At 36.3% G+C, this 19,463-nt stretch carries 19 protein-coding genes and 1 riboswitch; of the genes, 12 read left to right on the top strand and 7 right to left on the bottom strand.

Translation table 11 applies throughout. The features are described from left to right. Positions 1–46 precede the first annotated feature (46 nt). Positions 47–982: a MerR family transcriptional regulator gene (locus ABC255_RS11360; RefSeq protein ID WP_412993560.1), complete on the bottom strand. Its 936-nt coding sequence runs from the start codon at positions 980–982 to the stop codon at positions 47–49. 171 nt (positions 983–1,153) lie between these two features. Continuing rightward, positions 1,154–1,942, bottom strand: coding sequence for an HAD family hydrolase (locus ABC255_RS11365; RefSeq protein ID WP_412993562.1), 789 nt, complete (start codon positions 1,940–1,942; stop codon positions 1,154–1,156). Between the two features lie 109 nt (positions 1,943–2,051). On the opposite strand from ABC255_RS11365, the gene ABC255_RS11370 reads away from it, so the two are divergent. The 5 genes from ABC255_RS11370 (at position 2,052) to ABC255_RS11390 (ending at position 6,278) form a co-directional block, all read left to right on the top strand. After that, positions 2,052–2,780 carry a polysaccharide deacetylase family protein gene (locus ABC255_RS11370; protein ID WP_412998539.1) on the top strand — a complete coding sequence of 243 codons (729 nt, stop codon included), beginning with the start codon at positions 2,052–2,054 and terminating at the stop codon, positions 2,778–2,780. 184 nt (positions 2,781–2,964) lie between these two features. Further along, positions 2,965–3,106, top strand: a riboswitch (cyclic di-AMP (ydaO/yuaA leader). Between the two features lie 79 nt (positions 3,107–3,185). Further along, the gene (locus ABC255_RS11375; protein ID WP_412993564.1) at positions 3,186–3,614 is read left to right on the top strand and encodes a sporulation protein; all 429 of its coding nucleotides are present in this window, start codon (positions 3,186–3,188) and stop codon (positions 3,612–3,614) included. A gap of 133 nt (positions 3,615–3,747) precedes the next feature. After that, entirely contained in the window at positions 3,748–4,092 is a 345-nt protein-coding gene (locus ABC255_RS11380) for a hypothetical protein (protein ID WP_335529429.1), read from the top strand. A 122-nt stretch (positions 4,093–4,214) separates the two neighbouring features. Continuing rightward, positions 4,215–5,723: an aminotransferase class V-fold PLP-dependent enzyme gene (locus ABC255_RS11385; RefSeq protein ID WP_412993566.1), complete on the top strand. Its 1,509-nt coding sequence runs from the start codon at positions 4,215–4,217 to the stop codon at positions 5,721–5,723. A 60-nt stretch (positions 5,724–5,783) separates the two neighbouring features. Continuing rightward, on the top strand, positions 5,784–6,278 hold the full coding sequence (locus ABC255_RS11390) for a L,D-transpeptidase family protein (protein ID WP_412993568.1): 495 nt from the start codon (positions 5,784–5,786) through the stop codon (positions 6,276–6,278). Positions 6,279–6,460: 182 nt separating this feature from the next. Here the strand turns inward: ABC255_RS11390 and ABC255_RS11395 are convergent, their stop codons facing one another. Further along, complete coding sequence (locus tag ABC255_RS11395; RefSeq protein ID WP_412993570.1) at positions 6,461–8,866, bottom strand: immune inhibitor A domain-containing protein; 2,406 nt, start codon at positions 8,864–8,866, stop codon at positions 6,461–6,463. Positions 8,867–9,396: 530 nt separating this feature from the next. On the opposite strand from ABC255_RS11395, the gene ABC255_RS11400 reads away from it, so the two are divergent. Together ABC255_RS11400 and helD are read left to right on the top strand one after the other, a co-directional pair. After that, positions 9,397–10,287 carry a hypothetical protein gene (locus ABC255_RS11400; protein WP_412993572.1) on the top strand — a complete coding sequence of 297 codons (891 nt, stop codon included), beginning with the start codon at positions 9,397–9,399 and terminating at the stop codon, positions 10,285–10,287. Positions 10,288–10,467: 180 nt separating this feature from the next. Continuing rightward, on the top strand, positions 10,468–12,792 hold the full coding sequence (gene helD / locus ABC255_RS11405; RefSeq protein ID WP_412993574.1) for an RNA polymerase recycling motor HelD: 2,325 nt from the start codon (positions 10,468–10,470) through the stop codon (positions 12,790–12,792). 43 nt (positions 12,793–12,835) lie between these two features. Here the strand turns inward: helD and ABC255_RS11410 are convergent, their stop codons facing one another. Continuing rightward, positions 12,836–12,973: a BA3454 family stress response protein gene (locus ABC255_RS11410; RefSeq protein WP_412993576.1), complete on the bottom strand. Its 138-nt coding sequence runs from the start codon at positions 12,971–12,973 to the stop codon at positions 12,836–12,838. A 97-nt stretch (positions 12,974–13,070) separates the two neighbouring features. Between ABC255_RS11410 and ABC255_RS11415 the strand changes: the two genes are divergently transcribed. Next, a complete protein-coding gene (locus ABC255_RS11415) occupies positions 13,071–13,538 on the top strand; it encodes a GNAT family N-acetyltransferase (protein WP_412993577.1) in 468 nt (155 codons plus the stop codon). A gap of 192 nt (positions 13,539–13,730) precedes the next feature. Here ABC255_RS11415 and ABC255_RS11420 read toward each other — a convergent pair whose 3' ends face one another. Beyond that, positions 13,731–13,961, bottom strand: a complete 231-nt coding sequence (locus tag ABC255_RS11420; protein ID WP_412993578.1) for a hypothetical protein — start codon at positions 13,959–13,961, stop codon at positions 13,731–13,733. A 251-nt stretch (positions 13,962–14,212) separates the two neighbouring features. Between ABC255_RS11420 and asnS the strand changes: the two genes are divergently transcribed. The 3 genes from asnS to ABC255_RS11435 all read left to right on the top strand — a co-directional run bounded on the left by asnS (position 14,213) and on the right by ABC255_RS11435 (position 16,691). After that, entirely contained in the window at positions 14,213–15,604 is a 1,392-nt protein-coding gene (asnS, locus tag ABC255_RS11425) for an asparagine--tRNA ligase (protein ID WP_412993580.1), read from the top strand. A 405-nt stretch (positions 15,605–16,009) separates the two neighbouring features. Beyond that, positions 16,010–16,231, top strand: a complete 222-nt coding sequence (locus ABC255_RS11430; RefSeq protein WP_412993582.1) for a helix-turn-helix domain-containing protein — start codon at positions 16,010–16,012, stop codon at positions 16,229–16,231. Between the two features lie 259 nt (positions 16,232–16,490). Further along, positions 16,491–16,691, top strand: coding sequence for a cold-shock protein (locus ABC255_RS11435; RefSeq protein WP_063254447.1), 201 nt, complete (start codon positions 16,491–16,493; stop codon positions 16,689–16,691). Positions 16,692–16,778: 87 nt separating this feature from the next. Here ABC255_RS11435 and ABC255_RS11440 read toward each other — a convergent pair whose 3' ends face one another. Further along, on the bottom strand, positions 16,779–17,393 hold the full coding sequence (locus tag ABC255_RS11440) for a PH domain-containing protein (protein ID WP_335537262.1): 615 nt from the start codon (positions 17,391–17,393) through the stop codon (positions 16,779–16,781). 168 nt (positions 17,394–17,561) lie between these two features. Between ABC255_RS11440 and ABC255_RS11445 the strand changes: the two genes are divergently transcribed. Next, the gene (locus ABC255_RS11445) at positions 17,562–18,530 is read left to right on the top strand and encodes a DMT family transporter (RefSeq protein WP_412993585.1); all 969 of its coding nucleotides are present in this window, start codon (positions 17,562–17,564) and stop codon (positions 18,528–18,530) included. 45 nt (positions 18,531–18,575) lie between these two features. Here the strand turns inward: ABC255_RS11445 and ABC255_RS11450 are convergent, their stop codons facing one another. After that, entirely contained in the window at positions 18,576–19,436 is an 861-nt protein-coding gene (locus ABC255_RS11450; RefSeq protein ID WP_412993587.1) for a DUF421 domain-containing protein, read from the bottom strand. Positions 19,437–19,463 lie beyond the last annotated feature (27 nt).

Consider the following 19,463-nt stretch of genomic DNA (forward strand, 5'->3'; position numbering starts at 1 on the left):
TTCCCCCGCTTGAAAAATTTGTTGATTGCAGCAAGCGTCTTCTTTCTTACTCCCAGAATTTCCACCATTTCTTTTCTTTCGCCGCAGCCACATCGCGAAAGCTAGTTAACAGATCCTGAAAGGCAGCTTCTCTTTGCGTAATTTCATGGCGGAATTGGTCCCGTTCCTTTCCACGCTCTAAACGGTCGATTTCAATTGCTTCCGAAAGATTAAAGATTTCCGAGTTTGTAATATCTACATAATGGGCCAGGTCTTCAGTTGATTGAGATAACTGTTTCGAAAGTGTATAAATCTCTTCTGAAGTTTCGTGAGAGGCATTTACAATACTTTTTGATAAATAAAGAAGCCTTTCAGTCGTCTGTTCTGCCGATTTTTCTAAGTGATCTGAAAGTTCTTCAAGCTCAGCTTTTGTAGAAGCTGTCGATTGGTTTATTGATTCCGAGAGAGTATTTACAGTGTAGTCAGCTCCATTTGCAATTTCCTTTTTGACTTCATCCACCACTTCTTTTCGGAGTACATTTCTGATTTCTTCTTTCACTTCATTTAAAAAGTTTTGTTTATAGGTATCCATTGCACCAAAAAAGTCATCGGCATTTTTTATGGCAATCTCTTCATCTGATAGTGGTGTACCTTCATGAGAAACAATTGCCAATTCCTGTGCAGAATGTTCAGAAATATCATCTTCTGGCTCTGAAATTTCTTCTATATGTTCAGAAGTTACAATCGCTTCAGGTTCAGACACTTCATCCTCTTTATCGGTACCTCCACGCAATATATGTAATATCTTTGACGTGCTTAGTTTGTTTTCGAACATTTGCTTAATTTCCAAAAGTAAATCTATTTCTACTTGTGAATAAATTCTTGCTCCTTGTTTCGTTCGAGGAATTTCCAAATATTCTTCAAGGTCCTCTTCCCATTTCTTGAGAGTAGCAGGTTTTACATTTATTTTTTTGGAAACTTCCTTTAATGTGAAAGTCTTCATAATATTCAAATCCCCTCTATCTAATTTACGGTAAAACAGCTTTAGATAGTAAATTCTCTATGAAACCCCCCATTTTCCTGCAGGGTGACAAAAGCTTTCAAAACAAGACGTATATCACGAAATACCAACAAATTCATGCAAAAAAAGCTGTGCACAGTGCACAGCTTTTTGTTACTCAATAATCCCTAGATTTTTCAATCCATTATATATCCCTGAATTATTTACGGTTGTGGTTTTATGCTTAGCATATTGAAATAGGTCAGGATGTCCATTTCCCATTGCAAATCCTTCACCAACGTTCATCAGCATTTCTTTATCATTCAAGCCGTCTCCAAAAGCAATAGCATTTTCCTTTGAGAGGCCGAGATGCTTAAGTACATATTGGACTGCAATTCCTTTATTTACTTTGTCTCTAATTACATCATAGCAATGACGCATTCCTTCAAGGTTTACTTGTGATAAATGAATTTTATCTTCCATTTTATATAAAGCTGTATCCTTTGATTCTACGTTTATCAAGGTCATTCCCAAAACATCATAATCGCTTACCGGTGAGTATAACTCGTTTTTATGTAAGTGGAACTTGACGATAAATTCTTTCACACAATCTGCTTCTAAGTCAGTGAATAAATTTTGGTCCTTCGTATACAAAACAAGTTCATGTTGATTTCTTTTCGCTATGTCTATAAATTGTTTAACACTTTCCTTCTTCATCGGTTCCTGGAAAAGGTCTTTTCCTTGATAAATGGCAAAAGCACCATTATAACCGATAAGCGAATTTACCTTTAACTCATTTGCAAGGTCTCTAATTTCGTGTAATGGTCTGCCTGTCGCTAAAAAAACCTCTATTCCTTTTTCTTGAACCTGTCGAATCGCTTTGATTGTAGTTTCATCGATGGAATCATCGGATTTGATGATCGTTCCATCTATATCTAAAAATAAAACTTTATACTCAGACATTGAACTGCTCCTTTATGAAGTATGTTTTCTTAGTTTAACATTAATAACTGGGAGATAAAATATCTTAGTGGGAATAATAATCCAGATAACATCGACAAAAAGGAGTCTACTGTATATGTTAAGAGCTATGATTGTAATTCTGCTGTTAATTAGCCTTCCAGAGCATATTCTCGCACAGCAAAAGGTTCCAATCTTAATATATCATTCAATAGAAGAATATAATGGGAAAGGCGCAAAGGAGTTATTTGTTACCCCCGAGAATTTCGAAAAGCAAATGGTTTATTTGAAAAATAAAGGATATACATTATTAACATTTGAACGTTGGGACGATATAGGTAAAGTGAACAAACCTATTTTTATTACATTTGATGATGGCTATAAAAATAATCGAAATGCGTACGAGATACTCCAAAAACTAAAGGATGATAAATTTAAACCAACAGCAACCTTTTTTGTTATTTCTGATTTTATTGGAAATTCAAATCGCTTATCCCCAACTGATTTAAAGGTGATGGCTGAGTCTGGTTTGATTTCCGTTCAGTCCCATACGGCTACACATTCCGATTTGACAAAGTCAGAAAATCTCCAATATGAATTAAGAGACTCGAAAGAAAAAATTAAGAATATAACCGGAAAACCAGTGATTGCGCTAGCGTATCCATATGGAAGCTTTAATGAACGTGTTGCTTCCGAAACGAAAAAGTATTATTCGTTTGGATTAACGACAACGCCAGAACACTACACAAGTAAAGGAATTAAAAACGAGCGATATTATTTACCACGAATATATGTAAAGTATTCTACCACTCTAGAAGAGTTCGCTAGGATATTGAAATAAAGGAATTATGGCGGTTCTTTGGACAAAAGGTAGATAAGCGAAAGATACCGATGATTCATGAGCAAACAATAGAAAAATCATTGTTTTTTATAAAAATTGGAGCTAAGACGGTTAATTTAAGTGAAAATCACTCTTTACAATCAATCAGGTTGAGGATAAAATTATCGACATAATCAATATGAATTAAATATTTCGGCCAAAACCCATCATTATGGGTACGGAGGAACCAATCTATTTGGGGTTTATTCTACCTTGTAGAAGGGATGAGAATTATCTTTCGCCATCCTACCCGTCAGCTAACTTCGTCGGCTAAAGCGAAGGAGGTCAAGAGACCGCCAAGTACAGGGGCTTTTTTGTTTTTTTGAAACATACTAAGCAGCTTGCTAAAATGGAGGGTCTTTTATTATGCCTATTTTTAGGGAACAGGTGAAGATGAAGATGACATTAAAAGATTATTTAACAAAACTGAAAATCGGCTTGCCTAAAACTATGGTACATCTGGATAAACAGGTTTACGAAGCTGGGAGTATTATCAATGGAACCATTGAGATTACAGGCGGGCTATTAAAAAATAAAATCAAAAGGTATGACATTGACCTCGTAGGGGTTGATTCGAAGGCATTTGTAGAAGAAACCTTAAATAGTCATTCTGTTTTCTGTTCTCTTGAGTGCAGTCCAAACCAGACTGGAAAGATTACGTTCTTTATCGATGTTCCAGACGAAATTAAACAAAATCAGAACACCTTTCAATATTCTTTAATGATCAATATTGATCTGGGGAATGCAAATAATATTACTCAAAATGTCCCAATTATGATTGGTGTTGTTTCTTAATTCATCTATTAAACTATGTAAATCGGAAGTTTATCCTATTTATTGATATAGCATTGTAAACTGCTAGAAATTTATATGTAAACTATCACCGGTATAATAAAGTTATCAAGACTTTATTAGGGCGGGTGCAATAATGGAAGAAACCATGGTTAAATCTTATTTACAGAAATCACTAGAAGAGTGGAAGGATGATATTTCAGTAGTCCTTGACGAAATTGATAAAGAGTATGATGAAGTGGCACAAGAATTAAAGGTATACTCTTATAAATACGGGATTACCAAGCAAGTCATTCAATCGACAGTGAATGAGGAAATTATTGAAAGTATACGCCAAAGGTATCATAAACCGTTTGAGGAAAGTTATAATCAATTAAAGGAATATATAAAAGATTTAGAAGAAAAGCAGCGAGTATTTCACATGTTTGTTCAAAAAATCGATGAAGTAAATCGTAAGGAATCATCAAAGAATACAAACTAATAAATAAGCAATAAGTCTGGTCCATTGGGATCAGGCTTTTTTTATCATTATTTGCAAATCATCGGCAAGTAAAAGAATTTTGCATATAGTAATTAGCAGGATTTTATGAGAGGTGCTGAAATATGATTACTGCAAGGATCGGAAGCAAGTTGTATCATCTGCCGGAAAATCTTGAGGATTATTTTAATAAGTTTCGGTCTGGGATCATCGGCATTGATCAGCAATTTGACTCAACGTTTGGAAAGAAACCGATAATTTATGCGGATTGGACGGCAAGTGGAAGATTATTTCGACCAATTGAACAAAAAGTTTCAGAAGTATTTGGCCCGTTTATGGCCAATACGCATACGGAATCGAATATTACGAGTCTAATGATGACAGGAATTTATAATCAATCAAGAAGAATTATTAAGGAACATGTAAATGCCGATGAGAATGACGTCCTCATTCTTGACGGTTTTGGGATGACATCGGTAATGAATAAACTACAGAGATTATTGGGAATTAGGGTACCAGAGCAATGGAAAGACAAAATAAAACCTGCTGAGAGAAATAGGCCAGTAGTTTTTCTCACACATATGGAGCACCATTCCAACCACACTTCATGGCTGGAGACCTTAGCAGACGTTGAGATTATCAGACCGGACTCGAGAGGAAATGTAGATATAAATCATCTTGAGCAGCTCCTGTCCCAATATCGAGATAGAGCAGTCAAAATAGGTTCATTTACAGCATGCTCGAACGTTACAGGAATACAAACCCCATATCATCAGCTGGCGAAAATCATGCATAAGCACGGGGGACTTTGTTTTGTAGATTTTGCCGCCTCTGCACCTTATGTGAGGATTGATATGCACCCGAAAGATCCGATGGAAAAACTCGACGCTATTCTCTTTTCACCGCATAAATTTTTAGGCGGACCTGGTACGAGCGGTGTCTTGCTTTTTGATAAAAGGATTTATACGAATAAAGTACCGGACCATCCAGGGGGTGGAACGGTTACGTGGACTAATCCCTGGGGTGGACACCAATACATTAAGGACATCGAGCTTCGGGAGGATGGAGGGACACCTGGTATTCTTCAAGCAATTCGTACGGCTTTATGTATAAAGTTAAAGGAACAAATGGGGGTAGAGAAAATTTTAGCGAGAGAAAAAGAACAGCTAAAGCTGCTTTTAACTGGATTAGAGACTGTTTCTAATTTGCATGTATTAGAGAGACATCATCGAAATCGAATTGGGATTGTTTCATTTACCATTCCCAACATACATTACAATCTCATTGTCCGGCTGTTAAATGACCGGTTTGGATTTCAGGTTCGAGGCGGATGTTCATGTGCAGGAACATACGGTCATTATTTATTGCAAATTGATCAGAACAAATCAAAGCAAATTGCTAATAAAATTGATTCGGGTGATTTATCTACTAAACCAGGATGGGTCCGGTTTTCCTTGCATCCTATCATGACCGACGCTGAAATTTTATTATTTGTAGATGCAATAAAGGAGATAACCCAAAACATTGAAGAATGGAGAAAGGATTACGTTTATGATCTAGTCAGCAATGATTATTTTTATATTCAACACACCCGAAAGGATATGTCCTCGCTGTTTGATCTTGAGGAAGTATAGTATTAATTAGGCAACGGTGGAAAGGTCCCAACATATGCTAGTAAAAAAAGGTGGGATATCATGATTCACATTGTGAAGCGGGGGGAAACACTTTACCAAATTTCACTTGATTATCGTGTAAACCTAGCCAGACTTTATGCTGCTAATCCAGGGGTTAATCATCAGCAGTTGTATGTTGGCCAAAAAATTCAAATTCCTGGACTGCCAGATCCAACTACAATCCCGTATTCGATTCAAATCTCTATTGCCAAGAAGAGACTTTCGTTATTCAGAAATGGAAGACTTGAAAAAATTTATCCGATTGCTGTAGGGAAAATGCTAACTGGAACCCCAACTGGAGATTTTGTCATTGTAAACAGACAGATGAATCCAGGCGGACCTTTTGGTGTATTGTGGATGTCTTTATCCAAACAAGGCTATGGAATTCACGGCACGAATGATCCTAGTTCAATAGGAAAGGCGGTTTCACATGGTTGTGTTAGAATGCATAACCGGGATGTCCTTCAACTTGCCGAAAAGGTTCCAAATGGTACAAGGGTAATGATCCGACCATGATAATAAAACGACTAAGGGAGATTATTAATAAGAATCGTCCTTAGTCGTTTTATTTTAATAAAGTGAAACTAATTTAACGATAACAGGGATGTATGTTAATGAATGGGAATATGAGGATATTATTGAATTAACTCAATAAAAAAATCTCACCTCCTTAGCAGGGGAGGTGAGATTTTTGTTGATTATTTGTAAATTACAATCGATCCTACTGATTTATCTTTGGCTTGTCCGTTTACACGAACCTTAAGTCCGAAGTTTTCAATTTTACGTCCAGCATCTGGCATAAATGTGTTTATAAAAGAGTTGCTGTCATTAAAAAGTGAAACCGCAGGTTGACTTGGTCCGAACAATGTTTGAAGATCTGGATAGTCAAGATTTAATCCAGAAGTTGGATTTAAACCAAAAGCTGCATCAGCTATATGATAACGAGTAGAAGCTTGGACTGGTGCAGTACCGTTGGCAAAGCTCCATTGTAAGTCTGTATTTGGATGAGCATCTACAACTCCGACAAAACCTTCGCCAGGGTGTACACCTGTCCAGTTGTCAGTATAAGTAGGGTCTACATACCAAACGACAAGACCTCCGTCATAGCTCATTATAGAGTTTCCACGTTTAATATTTGATAGCCCCTGGTCGACACCAGCATGATTACGCCACTCTAATAGGTAATAGTGATCAGAGTATTTGTTTCCGTCTGATTTTTCAAATCCACTTAAAGTAAAAGTGGATGGGTTATCTTCAGCACCATCATTAACTAAAGTTTGACCATCAGCAATAACTTTGATGTTATCAGCAAAGAAACCAATATGGGAAGTGCCCCAATCCGTAGCATATCGGAGACGAAGTTGAATGCTCTTACCAGAATAAGCTGACAAATCAAAGGATTGAGACTGCCAGCCATTTGAATTACCTGTAAAACCTGGCATTGAATCTAGGATTGTTGGGTAACCCTGGCTTGTTACGTCTGAACGAGTATTTGAATTACCTAATGACTTCCAAGTAGCACCATTGTCTTCTGAAACCTGAACAAATGCAAAATCCCATTGTTCTTCAATATCGTACCAAGCGTCAAAAGTTAATGATGCAGATGATTTACCAGTTAAATCAACGGTTGTAACCATTTTGCTATCAATTTCATCTGCTTGTCCACCCCAATATTGTAAGGTGCCTGCAGCAGGAGTGTTTACTGGTGTTTTCTTTTGAGGCAAGTTTACTTTAGCGGTAATGGCGTTTTTACCATTTGGCGAGTTTGCTTGATCAAGTAACACTTGTGTACCTTTTGTCGTAACTTCATTCCAGTCTAATTCAACAGTGTCATCTGTCCATTTCCCACCAAGGTAAGATTGGAAATATGATTTTGCCAGCGGAGAGAAACCGGTTGGTTCTGTACCGCCAATTTTACCGGCCCATGAACCACTAGCCATAATTGACCAGTAAGCAACTGCCTCACCAGTACCTGAGTAGATCGTATCGTATTCATCTGGGTAGCCTAAATCATGACCATACTCATGTGCGAACACTCCTGTTGCACCGTCTTCAGGCATCATTGTGTAATCGTAAAATCCAGGTAATCCCGCACCCAGGCCATCAGGGTCAACAAAGGATGCTGAACGGTGAGACCAGATTGCGTCATCCCCTAATGATCCGCCACCAGCTTCTTGACCAACACCTGAGTGGATAATCATTAAGTGGTCGACTAAACCGTCTTTTTCAAGTAGGTTTCCGTCTCCATCTAAATCATGTGGATCTTCTAAATCATACTGATCTAAAGGAATGCCAGCTGCTTTTGCTGCAGCATAAGTATCTGCAACTAATGTTTTTGATCCACCCGGAGTTACGTTATCATGACCTCCAGATGCTTTATCAGCACCATAAAAAGCTGCAGTTCCAGGAACTTTTAACCAACCATAGGCTTTACCATCTACAGAATAAGTTCCACCAGATTGCTCTTCATAGAATTGTTTCATGGAAACAAAATCTTCACCATTTGGTCCTTCAACGCCATTTTCACCAAAAATCATATCTTCATAGTGCCCTAATGGATAATCTGAATAATAGTTATCTGTTTCTTCAGGCTCAATGTTATTATGAGCAAAGTCAGCGTATTCTACTGCCAGGACCAATACCTTGTCCCTTCGTACATCACCAGTATGCTTTGTTTCTTGAATTGGATCTGGGTTTCCCTTAAGGTGTCCGTTTTTCTTGCCGTTCCCTTTTAATAAACCATTGTTAAATTCTTTGAAATTACTTTGCTTTTCTGCTTCAGCTTTTTTTACTTGTGCAGCTAATGGGTCTGAATCCTTAACTTTTGATTGCTTCCCTTTTAGCTCCAGGTAGTTTTTTAGGAATGCCTGCTTAACTACTTCTGAAGAATTTTTTGGGAGGAGACCTTGTTTAATAAAAGACTCTATTAATCTCTCTTCATTCACAATCGCTAAGTCTAGAGAGCTGCTTGACGAAAAAGAAGCGGCTTCCGCTTTATGTACGAATCCCACATCCTTAGATGAAGCATCAATACTTGGGAATCCTGCAAATAAAGTACCAGCAAGCATAACGGAAGAAAGACTAGTTTTTATAAACTTATTCAATTGTATTCCCCATTTCAAAGTATTACGGCCGTATTAATATAATATTTAGAAAATTAGGACAAAACAATAGGTGAATTTACCCTATTTTATAGCTATGATCAAAGGGGAATAGGTCTAATAGGAGGGGTTTTTGACAAAGAACAAGGTTGTTTTGTCGTAATTTGTCAAATTTCAAGGAAAAATAAATGTGTTATGAAAATAATAATATATTATTTACAGTAGTAATTATGTGTGCTTATTTCGAAATGCATTGAGCGCCAAATAAGAAGTAATACCTAGGGTGCGAGCTAGGGTGGAAAGGACTTTTAGTAACAAAATAAATCGTACTTTAAATTTTTTTGTTATATGAAAATATTATGATGGATTATTTATTATTCCGATATATTAAGATAACAGTAAATAATACTAATAAATCTACAGAGAAATTATGACATACTATAAATTGGAGAATGAATGGGGAATATATTTGAATGAAAAGGTGCGTTTTTCAAATACTAACAATAAACTCATTAATGAAGTGGGATATGTGAATGAGAAAACCAAAGAAACGAAATAAGATACCATTTATTTTATTATTAATTATCCACACAAGCATGCTTGGCTACTCTTTTTACAAGACCAAAAATAAAAAGCAATTATTCACACTATTAATGGCTAATATCGGATTTGCTTATTTGTTAGAGTATATAGTTTTAAATGTTTTTCATGCTTATACCTATAAACCGAAATTAATTAAGAAGAACTTTTTTGACAATATTTTTGGTGCTATTTTATCTCAAGGTATTTTTGTACCTTTTACCGCTGTTTTCTCTACTGTTATGAAAATAGGGTGGGTTGGAAAATTACTGCTGGGAGGAATATATTTTTCACTGGTGGAACTTATATTTCTGAGGTTAAAAGTTTATAAACATAATTGGTGGAAAACTATATTTACCTTAATTTTGATTCCTCTGTACTTTAAAATTAGTGATTGGTGGAATATTTTGTTAGATAAAAGGAACCCCATCGTTCGGTTTATTTCTCTTTTTCTAATGATTTTGGTCTCAGAAGCTAATTTATTATTTATATTTGCTTCAACTAGAAAGGTTCGTTTCGGGTTTGGGAGACGTCATTCTTGGAGTGAGCATTTTATTATTGTTCCGTTGTATGCAATTGTCCTTTCTTTATTTTCAACAGTGTCATTTTTGAAGCACAATAATTGGTTTTCTAAGATTAAAGTTCTGCTAATGAGTATTGGGTTAGATCAAATATTTAAAAAACTAAAAATTGTAAAGGGAAATTTTCATGTAGTCGACTATTTTACGGTCCGAATACTGATGATATTTTTATATGGGAAGTTTAGTGATTTGGTTTACGGAGTGAGAAAAACTGGTGAGTTGGAAGATATTGAGGAAAAAATGCTCGAAATAAATCGGGAATAGACATAAAAAAAACGCCATTTGGCGTTAGTTACTTATTGTAAATACCAATAAACCATGATAAAATAAATTTTGGTTTTAAACAAAGAACATTGGTAATATAAATTATCTCTATAATACAATAACACATCAAACTGAGTCTGTCAAATATTTAGGGACAAAATTTTTCTGGAGAGTGGTCAAATGAGCGATACGGTAAAAAGTGACTTGCAGTTAGAGCAGGAACGTGTAAATTTCGTTAGTAAGGAAATTGATAGGAAAAAGCTAAAACTCCAGAAAAATACTGGTGGTGTTAGTTCAGATGTCCTTGAACTTCGAAAGACTTTCTGGGAGGATGTAACGGTTAATACGGATGAGCCGGATGATATGATTGAGACGGCGGCCAGCATTAAGCAACAAGCAGAATTACTTTCAGAGCGGGAACGTACGTTTAAACAAATGGATAAACAGATTCGAATCCTTGAACGATTAAAATATTCACCGTACTTTGGACGAATTGATTTTTTAGAAACAAATGAAAAACATGTCGATCAAGTTTATCTCGGAATTGCTTCTTTAATGGATGAGCATGATGAGAATTTTTTAATTTATGATTGGCGCGCCCCTATTTCAAGCCTTTATTATGATTTTGCTCCAGGGCTGGCTTCTTATCCCACAATGGATGGGGAAATCGAAGGCGAAATGAAGCTAAAAAGACAATTTATCATTCGTTCATCCGACATTAAAGCAATGTTTGATACCGGAGTTACCATTGGAGATGAAATGCTTCAAGAGGTCCTTGGAAATAATGCAAATGCACAGATGAAGAGCATTGTCGCTACGATTCAGCGTGAACAAAACCTGATTATCCGTAATGAGAGAAGTAAACTCCTTATTGTTCAAGGAGTAGCAGGCAGCGGTAAAACTTCTGCAGCCCTGCAGCGGGTTGCCTATTTATTGTACAGATATCGTGAAACCATAAAGTCTGAGAATATCATGTTGTTTTCACCGAACCCGTTATTTAACTCATACGTATCGACTGTACTACCTGAACTAGGGGAAGAGAACATGGAGCAGGCTACCTTTATGGAATATTTAAATAATCGGATTGGCATTGAATTTGATGTCGAGGATCCGTTTGACCAAATGGAATTTTTACTTAACGCTGAGGAACATCCGGACTACGATACAAGGGTTAGTGGAATTCGGTATAAGGCCAGTCTTGCATTTAAGGAAATTATTGACCGGTATGTAATTCAATTATCAAGTAAAGGTCTGCTTTTTAAAGATTTAGTATTTAGAGGCGAAATTATCATATCTAATGAAATGATTTATGATTATTTTTATTCCCTAGATGCGAGTTTCACCATCCCAAACCGTATGGAAATGGTAAAGGATTGGCTTTTAAGAGAATTGAAGAGAACAGTCAAACAAGAGCGCTCAAAAAGCTGGGTAGAGGATGAGGTACAATATCTTGAAAAAGAGGACTATTTAGAAGCATACCAGGAATTGCAAGGGAAAGACCGTTATACGGATAAAAGTTTTGATGATTTTGAACAGGAACAAAAGATTTTGGCTGAGAAGGTGGTAAAACAAAAATTCAGGCCATTATTTTCTCGTGTTAAAAAGTTAAATTTTCTCGATATGAAAGGATTATATAGCCAGTTATTTATGAAGGGTACTGAAAACCTGGAAGTTCTTCTAGATGATTGGACTCAAATTTGTTCGCAGACGGTTGAAACATTAGCAAACTATAAAATATCCTACGAGGATGCGACGCCGTTTGTCTACCTGCAAGACTTAGTTAAGGGCAGAAAGTCTTCAACCGGCATTCGCCATATTTTTATCGACGAAGCCCAGGACTATTCTCCGTTTCAGTTTGCTTTGATAAAAAGACTTTTTCCTTATAGTAAAATGACGCTGCTCGGGGACTTTAATCAGGCCATCTTCTCAGGTGCAACCGGATCAGCTACAGTAATATCGGATTATGAAGAAAAAGGGGAAGATGTTGAAAAAATTATTTTGACAAAGACCTATCGTTCTACAAAGGAAATTGTCGATTTCACCAGCAGCTTAGTTGAGGGTGGTGAAAAAATTGAACCATTTAATCGCCATGGAAAAAAGCCAGCAATTAAGATAGCGGAATACCAACAATTAAATGGGTTTATTTTGGGTAAAATAAATGAATTTTTAAAAGAAGGACATCGAACCATTGCGGTTATTTGTAGAACCGCTGCAGAGAGTAAAAGGGTATATGATGCAATGAAAGATGACATTCCTGTCCACCTCATAGAGAAGGCTACAATTGCTTATGAAAAAGGAATATTGGTGATTCCGTCCTATTTGGCAAAAGGTATCGAATTTGATGCTGTTATTCTTTATGATAGTTCACAATATACAAATGAAAGTGAAAGGAAGTTATTCTACACGGTTTGTACACGTGCTATGCATAGACTGCACATGTATGCAACAAAGGATATCAGTCCACTTATGAATAGAGTTCCAAGTACCTTATATGAGGTGGAATAAACAAAAAACAGCGGCCAAAGAGTGGTCGCTGTTTTTACGATGTTTAGTTATTTTTCCATTGCATTTCAACTTGTTCAAATGCAAGGCGGTAAATTTCCTCATCGGGCATGTTAGGATTTGCTAAAACATTTGTTAAGTAGTCTTTTCCTTCATACGTTACTTTTACATTTACTTGAAGCATATGATCACCTTTCTCATTATGGTTTTCTTGAAAATTTGGATGAATTCCTGGCAGAATTGATATAATGGTTTTATTCGTTTGGCTAGGAGGACAAAAAATGTCAGTTCATTTTGAAGAGATAACTAAAGAAACGCTATATATTGCGCTTGAAATGGTAAATTCAAATCCAGATTACAATCTTGTTGAAATTGGCAGTTCCCTAAGAGAGCTTGCAGATATAGAAGAAGAGTTTTTGAATCCTGATACCATAAGTGTTTTTATTAAGCTTGATGATACCTATATTGGGGTTATGGATTACTTAATGGAAAATCCAAAAGATCAGTGCCCGTGGCTGGGACTGTTAATGATTCATAGTGATTATCAAGGATTTGGTTTTGGTGCACATGCATATGCGCTTTATGAAAGTGAAATGCGTAATCGAGGCTTGCAGCGTGTTCGACTCGGTGTGATAAAAGAAAATGTAAGGGCAAAACAGTTCTGGGAATCATTAGGATTTCTTTATATTAAAACAGCTTTTAGTGAAAATGGCAAGGAAATTTTTGTGTATGAAAAGCTCTTTTCTTAACTTTGTTGCCTTTTGGAACAAAATTTAGTGATTGTACTTTGTGTCCGCAGAAAAATGCATAAATAGTATAAGAAAAGAGCCTGCAAACTAAATTCTAAAACGCAAAATAACTATTTCCAAGTTAAAATCGGCTTTAAGATTTTAACAACAATATATAAAAAACAGTCTTATAAAAAACTTCCCGAAGGAAGCTTAAACCTCTAATAATAAGAATTCCTCGGCAAACTGCTGAACCAGGAGTTTGTCTATTGTTTTCTTTCTTAAGGCAGACTCGGCCAAAATTAAATGGGCTTGAATAGCAGTATTTCTTTTTAAATCCCTAATTGATATATCGCCATTCAGTAATTGAATGGCTTTTTCTCGGATGTCTTGACTCTTCGAAGAATGATACAGGAGAAAAGCAATACAAGTAACTTTGTCCATCATCAACACTCCTTATTTATATCAAGAATCGAACATTTGATTACAATTTCGACCTTCTATCTTAATAATCCTGCTAATATTCCGAAAATTCTCTAGAGAAGCATGATTTTTGTTGAATATTGCTTATTTGTCGGGAGTTTTATATAATATTGAAGGGATAAAAGAAACAATCATATTGTGGGAAATTACCTTCTAGTCCCGTTGGGCGGGAGGGTTTTTATTTTTACATAAAAGTTGGAGGTAGCATTTTCATGAAACAAGCCTTAATTAAGGATTTGTACAGAAATAAAGAAAATTACATAGACCAGAAGGTTCAATTATCAGGTTGGATACGTACGATCCGGGATTCTAAAACCTTTGGATTTATTGAGTTGAATGATGGCAGCTTCTTTAAAGGAGTTCAAATTGTATTTGACGAGCAGCTGGAAAATTTTAAGGAGATTGCAAAGCTCCCTATTAGTTCTTCTATTAAAGTAGAAGGAGATTTCATCCATACTCCACAGGCTAAACAGCCATTTGAAATTAAAGCGACAAATATTTCTATTGAAGGGCTTTCAAATAGCGACTATCCATTGCAAAAGAAGAAGCATTCATTTGAGTATTTAAGAACCATCGCCCATTTAAGACCGCGGACGAATACATTTTCTGCTGTTTTTCGTATTCGATCTTTAGCTTCTTATGCGATTCATAAATTCTTCCAAGACAAAGGGTTCGTTTATGTCCATTCACCAATTATCACGGGAAGTGATACAGAGGGCGCGGGCGAAATGTTCCGTGTTACCACACTCGATATCGATAACCCTCCTAAGAATGATGAGGGGAAAACGGATTTAACGAAGGATTTCTTTAATAAAGAAACAAATCTTACGGTAAGCGGCCAGTTATCAGGCGAAGCTTTTGCCTTAGCATTCCGGAATGTTTATACATTTGGTCCAACATTTAGAGCAGAAAATTCTAATACAGCGAGGCATGCTGCAGAATTCTGGATGATTGAGCCAGAATTGGCATTTGCTGAGCTTCCAGATATCATGGACTTAGCTGAAGACATGGTTAAGTATGTAATTGGCTATGTCCTTGAGCAGGCACCAGAAGAAATGAATTTCTTTAATAGCTTTATTGAAAAAGGCTTACTGGATCGCCTAAACAATACCCATACTTCAAGTTTTGGCCGTGTGACTTATACAGAAGCAATAAATATCCTGATTGAATCAGGAGAAAACTTTGCTTATCCTGTTGAATGGGGACTCGACCTGCAAACAGAGCATGAGCGTTATTTATGCGAAAAAGTATTCAAAAAGCCTGTCTTTGTGACGGATTATCCGAAGGAAATTAAAGCCTTTTATATGAGATTGAATGAGGATAATAAAACGGTTGCTGCAACGGATCTACTCGTACCGGGAATTGGTGAATTAATTGGTGGAAGTCAACGTGAAGAGCGCGAGGATATTCTAGCTGGAAAAATTAATGAACTTGGTATGAATGAAGAAGATTATTGGTGGTACCTGGAGCTAAGAAAATACGGCGGTACAAAACACTCTGGATATGGTCTAGGTTTCGAGCGTTTAATTATGTACCTCACTGGTATGTCAAATATTAGAGACGTTATTCCATTCCCAAGAACCACAGGTAACGCAGAATTCTAAAAATTAAAAAGCTTCAGCGCCTAGGCGCTGAAGCTGGACAAAATAAAAGAAGACCAATCCTTTGGATTTGGTCTTTTTCATTCATCTATTGGGTTTGAAATTCTTCCTCGAAAAAAAATGTACCGGGATGCTCCTTAACAATGTAAGAATATCTTTTCATATTTTTTACATACTGCCATTTTAAAATCGTTACTTCCTCGCCAGTGTCTTTAAGTTTCACAGTTTGCCCGCTATTGAATCTGTTATTTGAATTCCTCAAATTAACACCCCTTTTTTCATCAAGTTTAATTATATCATATTTTTTGTTAAGCCGCTTGTTTGGAAATATTGAAGCTTTTTAAAAAGTGCGTTTCCTTTCATTTACAGTTTCATTATGTTACACTATTTAAAAAGTGAGGTGTCATTTTGTCAAATTACAAAGCGAAAAAGAGTAACCTCAAAGCCTTATTATCAAAGAACAGTATGAATCTCAAAGGATTGGAAAAGAGTACACACATTCCTTTGGAACAACTTAATGGGTACATGTCAAAAAAAGTGATGAATCTTAGTGCCGCAATGTCGATTTCTAAAGAATTAAATTGCCAGATCGAGGATTTATACGACTGGGAATTAGAAGAGAAAATTTAAGTTCTTCTACAAGGTCACTAGGGTAATCATCCTAGTGACATTTTTAATAACTTGACCAGTCTGTGAGAGGTTTATGCAAGCATGAAAACGGGAAAATAATGGACAAGACCTTGCTTATTTCTTCATAATTTGGTATGATTATGTAGAATTATTTTTGTTCGGTAGTAAAGGGAAGAATAAGTTATTGCTTTTCGCCTGGATCTTTAAAGAGCAAGAATAGTAATACAATGTGTGGATTACACACTAGGAGGCAACAAATATGGAAAACGGTAAAGTAAAATGGTTTAATGCAGAAAAAGGTTTCGGATTCATCGAGCGCGAAGGTGGAGAAGATGTATTCGTTCACTTTTCAGCAATCCAAGGCGAAGGCTTTAAAACTCTTGAAGAAGGTCAATCAGTAACTTTCAATGTTGAGCAAGGTGCTCGTGGACCTCAAGCTGCTAACGTAAACAAAGCTTAATCACATAGCGTGAAAAAAAACAGACCTTTTGGGTCTGTTTTTTTGTGTATAGATACTTCTACGAAAAGAGGTATTTATACCATTTGATTAATTATTAATATATTTTTCAAAAACATATCCGAAATCTTTAACACTATATTGCTTTTTGCTATCCTCTAACCATTGGAAGGCTGCTTGGTTTAACATTTTAAATTGAACGACTAAGTTGTTATCAGAACTATTCACACGACCTAATGTGGTTGATGCAATATCAAGGCTTTCTTTGGCGAATCGAAGAGAAATCTCATTGTCATGCGTAATTTCAGATATTTTTATGAGTGCCTTATATAAATCTTTGACTTCTTCAATGTGTTTTTTATGGACATCAATAGAGAATGGCTGGGCACCAATTTTAAATTTAATTTCGATATCGAGGTCGACCGTTCCGGCTGTTTCTAATTTTACATCAGTAATCCGATTAGTAGCATAACTATAGCGATGAAGCATCCTTTTTTTACTTGTCGCACTTGTTCCATCTAGATGAATGAGAGCATTATTAGTGAAACAATACTCATCCGATTTAGATTTTATTAAAAAATAAATCCTTTCGTTATCTTCATGCATAACATAATCATCGGAATCTACCTTATCATAATTTTCTGGTTTAATAACAGAACCCACATCACTAAGTCCTAAAATATCTGCTGCTACTTTTCCAAACATAGTATCAACCTCGCTTACCAAATATTTTAATTGCCATTCAACTATACGATTATGTTCTGAAGAAGTTTCAATATTTTTGAACGACAAAACAATTTATGCTGTGAAATTTGACTTATGCTTTTTTTCATTTGGTTTGTCAAAATTTAGAATGAAGGGGAATAAAGATAAATGCGTCCGATTATCCTTGGCACTTTGGCGGCATTCTTTTTTGCGTTTACATTTATCATCAATCGATCAATGGAGCTGGAAGGGGGGAGCTGGATTTGGAGTGCTTCACTTCGTTATTTTTTTATGGTTCCATTCCTGCTGCTACTAGTTTACTGGAGGAAAAATCTTAAACCTCTAATAGTGGAAATGAAAAATAATCCACGAGCCTGGCTGTTATGGAGTTTTGTAGGATTTGGTCTGTTTTACGGTCCGATTTGTTTTTCAGCAGCATATGCACCTGGGTGGCTAATTGCTTCCACCTGGCAGATTACGATTATCTCTGGCTCCCTTTTAGCGCCGTTTTTTTTAGAAACCGTTATGACTCAACAGGGTCCAGTCAAGATAAAGGCAAGAATTCCTATGAAAAGCTTGGTCCTGTCGTCGATTATTTTACTTGGTATCATTTTAATGCAGGTGGAGCGTGCAGATTCTCTTTCGTTAATCGAAGTATTATTAGGTGTGTTACCTATCATTGTTGCCTCGTTTGCATACCCTCTAGGGAATAGAAAGATGATGGATATGTGTGGAGGGAGACTCGATGTTTTTCAACGTGTATTAGGAATGACGATAGCCAGCATGCCTCTGTGGATTGTATTAGCCATTTATGGAATGTTTACGGTTGGTCCACCTAGTGTTGGACAATCGATTCAATCGGGAATCGTAGCGATTACCTCCGGTGTGATTGCGACTGTTTTATTTTTTCAAGCAACAGATTTGGTCCGTGGCAATATGCAAAAATTAGGGAATGTAGAAGCAACTCAGTCAATTTCGGTTTTATTTGCAGTAATAGGAGAGTTAATCCTGTTAAAGGCGGCATTTCCATCCATAATATCATGGACAGGAATGTTACTGGTCATGGCAGGAATGGTACTTCACAGCTACGTATCGCATAAAGGAGGTATTCCTAATGGGAAAAAGGTCAATGCATAAACTTTTGGGAGCCTAATCAGTTGTCTTGATTAGGCTTATAGATGATTAACTAGTAAGATAGGGTGTCAGTTTTTCAATTGTCTCTTGTACAAGTCTTGCGTTTTTTTTATACATAACTTTGGCGGTTCCGTCTATAGTCTCTAAAGATAATATCTCTAAATCAACCTGTGTTTTTTTTAGTGATGCTAATAATAGTGGGCGCTGATTAGGAGAAGGTATCTGCAATTTGTCATCATAAACATCAACAGTTAATTCTCCGTATGAATCAACCTGCCCAATAAATACATTTTCAAGAATAAGTCCGAGTTTTTCTAACTCTGTCCTAAGCCAGGCTCTGCTTTTACCAGAGGAACTCAACGGTTCATCCAAAATGCTTCCGTCCATTATGACTGTTTGGGGTTCTTTTTCATTAGGTACCTTTATGTTCAGGTCTTTAGGCGTCAATGGGCGGTTTTCTTTTTTCAATAAAGCACTAAGATTTCCCCTTGGTTCCAAAACAGCGAATTCAACGTCTGCGACACGATAAATATCCTTCTGGCGAAGAAGGGCTGATAATTCGTCAATAGAATATTTTTCCTTCTTTAAATTTTCTTCAAGTACCTTACCATCCTTGATTAAAACAGTCCCTTTTCCTTCGATGAAGTCCCGGAAGGTTTTACTCTTTAATGCTAGAATGTCAGCGCTAAGAGTTGCAAAGGTAAAGATAATAATGGCCATCATACCCTGAAACATATTTTTCTCAAGACCAGCTATCGCCTCACCGGCAATACTACCGATTGTTATGCCAGAAACATACTCAAAGAAAGAAAGTTCAGAGATTTGCTTTTTTCCAAGAATTTTTGTCATAAAAAATAAAAGACCTAAGAAGACAAAGGAACGAACAATTGTTTCAGGCCAGCTAGGCATATTCTTTCACCTCTCAAATTCCAACCT

Origin of the sequence: Neobacillus canaveralius (assembly GCF_047237705.1) — a bacterium.
GTDB classification, from domain to species: domain Bacteria; phylum Bacillota; class Bacilli; order Bacillales; family Cytobacillaceae; genus Neobacillus; species Neobacillus niacini_K.